Raw genomic sequence first — 3,453 nt, forward strand, 5'->3', positions numbered from 1 at the left:
GGCCGCGTACGGGATCGGCAGGCCGAAGTAGCCGACCGCGTCGAGGGCGCCCACGTGCAGCCGGGTGTCCACCGGGACGGCCAGCACGAAGCGGTCGCGCTCCCGCAGCCGGGCGAGGTGCACGGTCAGCGCGCCGAGCCAGAACGCGGCGGGCGTGATGCCGAGCCCGGTCGCCGCGGCGGCCACCCGCTCCTGGAGCTCGGCCGGCAGCTCCACCAGGTGGGTGGCGGACCGGTAGGAGCGCTTCTCCGGGCGGGGGTGGGCCAGTTCGAGGTCCAGCCGCCGCGCGCCGGTGAAGTCGGCGCGCCAGTCGGCCGAGGGGCTGCGGTCCCCGGCCGGGCGCGCCGCCTGGGCGCGCAGCAGCAGGTCGATGTCCCGGTTGGAGACGACGGCGGGCGCGGCGTCCGGGCCGGTGTCCCGGCCGGTTTCCTGGTCCGTGCCGAGGCCCGCGTCCAGCTCGTGCGCCACCAGCATCAGCGAGGCCAGGTCGGAGACGGCGTGGTGCGCGCCGAAGACCAGCACCTGCTCCCCGGAGGGGCGGGCGAGCAGTTCGAACCGCCACAACGAGGCCGTCGCGAGGTCGAACGGCGGCTCCATCAGCTCGCGCAGCCGGTCGTCCACGCTGGTGTCTTCGTCCACCGCCGACCAGCGCAGCAGCCCGTCGGGCACGCCGCGCCGGACCTCCAGCTGCTGCCCGTCCTCGGCGTGCGGCACGATCGCCGTCCGCAGCGCGGCATGCCGTCCGGCCAGGGCGGCGACCGCTCCGGCGAGCCGTTCCGGCGTGGTCGGGGCGGACAGTCGCACCGCCAGCCCGATGTGGTGGGTGACGCCCGGGGTGCCCTGCTGCTCGGCCCGGAGCAGCCGGACCACGTCCCGGGTGGCCGGGTGGCGGACGAGTTCCGGCGCCTCCCGGTCCTCCGCGGGCGCCTCGGCGCCGGCCTGCCCGGCCTCGCCGGCCCCGGCCATCAGCCGGTCGGCGATGCTCTCCACGCTGGCGCCGTTGAACATCGAGGCGACCGGCAGCGTCTGCCCGAAGTCCGACTCGATGAGGCCGCGGATCTGCATGGCCATCACCGAGTCCAGGCCCTGGCCGACCAGCGGCGCGGCGATGTCCAGCTCCGCCGTGTCGAACCCCATGGTGCGGGCGAACCGGTAGCGCAGCCGGTCCACCGCCGCCTCCCGGGAGTCGAGCGCGGGACGCCCGTCGGACCCGGCGGACCTCCCGGCCCTGGCCACCCCGGCCCGCCGGCGCGGCGGGAAGAGCCCGGCCAGCAGCGGCGGCAGCAGGCCCGGCTCGGTCGCGCGCAGCACCGGCTCGTTCAGGGCCACCGCGAGCAGCAGCCCGTCACCCGGGTCGCCGGTCAGCGCGGCGTCCAGCAGACCGAGGCCCTGCGCGGTGCCGAGCGCGGTGATCCCGCCGCGGTTGATCCGCTCCAGGTCCGCCCGGTCGAGGTGCCCGGTCATCCCGGTCGCCTCGGCCCACAGGCCCCAGGCCACCGACAGACCGGGCCGGCCGGTGCGACGGCGCTGCTGCATCAGGGCGTCGAGGAAGGCGTTCGCGGCCGCGTAGCCGCCCTGCCCGGCGCCGCCCAGCACGCCCGCGACCGAGGAGAAGGCCACGAACGCCGACAGCTGCGCCCCGGCGGTCAGCTCGTGCAGGTGCCAGACCGCGTCGATCTTCGGCCGCAGCACCGCGTCCAGGTCGTCCGCGCCGATCGAACCGAGCAGCCCGTCGCGCAGCACACCCGAGGAGTGCACGACGGCGGTCAGCGGGAACTCCTCCGGGATCTCCCGCAGCACCGCCGCCAGCTGCTCCCGGTCGGCCACGTCGCAGGCCCGCACGGTGACCCGCGTCCCGGTGGCCGCGAGCTCGGCCCGCAGCTCCTCGGCGCCCTCGGCGCCGGGGCCGCGCCGGGAGAGCAGCAGCAGGTGGCGGGCGCCCAGCGCGGCGGCGTGCCGGGCCACCTGCGCGCCCAGACCGCTCGTCCCGCCGGTGATCAGCACGGTGCCGGTGCCCAGGGCCGCGGCCGGGTCGCCGCCCGGCTCGGCCGTGCCGCGCCGAAGCTCCGGCGCGTACACCCGCCCGCCCCGCAGGGCGAGTTCGGGCCGGCCCGACCGCACGGCGGCGCGCACCGCCGCCTCGTCGACCGGTTCCGCGTCGTCCGTGTCGACGTCGACCAGGACGATCCGGCCCGGGTTCTCCGCCCGGGCCGCCCGGGCCAGGCCCCACACCGGAGCGTGGTCCAGGTGGACGGCGGCGCCGTCCGGCTCGGCGCCGGTGGGCACGGCGCGGCGGGTCACCACGACCAGGCGCGCCCCGGCCGGCCGGTCCTGGGCCAGCCACTCGCGCAGCTGCTCCAGGGTCCGTTCCAGCACCGCCCGGGCCCGGGCGGGCCCGTCGGCCTCCGCCGGGCCGTCGCCGACCACCAGGAGCGTCGACTCCTCGTCGGTGCCGGACTCGGTGTCGGCGCCGTGGGCGTCGGGCGCGGGGTCCAGCGGGGACCAGGCGACGGACAGCAGCGCCGTGCTGCCGCCCTGCCCGGTGGCGAGCTCACCCGCCGTCACCCGGCGGACCAGCAGCGAGTCGATCCGCACGAGCGGCGCCCCGGAGCGGTCGGCCAGCTCCACGGTGAAGGTGTCCGGACCGGCGGGCGTGATCCGCACCCGCGCCTCGCTCGCCCCCCGCCCGAACAGGGCGACCGAACCGAAGGAGAACGGCAGCGGCGCCGGGCCGTCCGCCGTGTCCACCGCGGCGGCCTGAAGGGCCGCGTCCAGCAGGGCGGGGTGCACACCGAACGCGGCGGCCTCCTCCGCCTGCCGGCCCGGCAGGGTGACCTGCGCGAGGATCGCGTCCCCGGACCGCCAGACGTCCGACAGGCCCTGGAAGGCCGGGCCGTACTCCAGGCCGAGGGCGGCCATCGCGTCGTGGTGGGCGTCCACGTCCAGTCGCTGCGCCCCGGCGGGCGGCCACGCGGCCCCGGCGGGGGCGACAGCCTCCCCGGCCTCCCCGGCGACCTCGGCCTCCTCGCCGGTCAGCACGGCGCTCGCGTGGTGGGTCCACTCCGGCGCACCGTCGGAGCGGCGCGGCCGGGCGTAGACGTCGACCGGCCGCACACCGCGCCCGTCCGCCGCGCCCACCTGCACCTGGAGGTCCACCTCGCCGTGCTCGGGCAGCGGCAGCGGCGCGTGCAGGGTCAGTTCGCGCACGGCCCGCAGGCCGACCTCCTCGCCCGCCCTGAGCACGAGTTCGACGAACGCGGTGCCCGGCAGGATGACCGTGCCGAAGACACCGTGGTCCGCCAGCCACGGGTGGCCGGTCCGGGAGATCCGCCCGGTCAGGACGAGGTCGTCGCCGCCGGCCAGCGGCAGCGCGGCGCCGAGCAGCGGGTGCCGCACCGGGCCCAGCCCGGCCGTGCCGACGTCGGTGGCCGTGGCGGCGGCGGGCTGCCAGAA

1 protein-coding gene is annotated in these 3,453 nt (G+C 78.2%); it reads right to left on the bottom strand.

Going from position 1 to position 3,453, the window contains the following annotated elements:
* The coding region (locus VR45_RS04935) for an SDR family NAD(P)-dependent oxidoreductase (RefSeq protein ID WP_159394114.1) at positions 1-3,453 on the bottom strand (3,453 nt) is incomplete at both ends.

This window comes from Streptomyces sp. NRRL S-495 (assembly GCF_000966955.1).
Lineage (GTDB): Bacteria > Actinomycetota > Actinomycetes > Streptomycetales > Streptomycetaceae > Kitasatospora > Kitasatospora purpeofusca.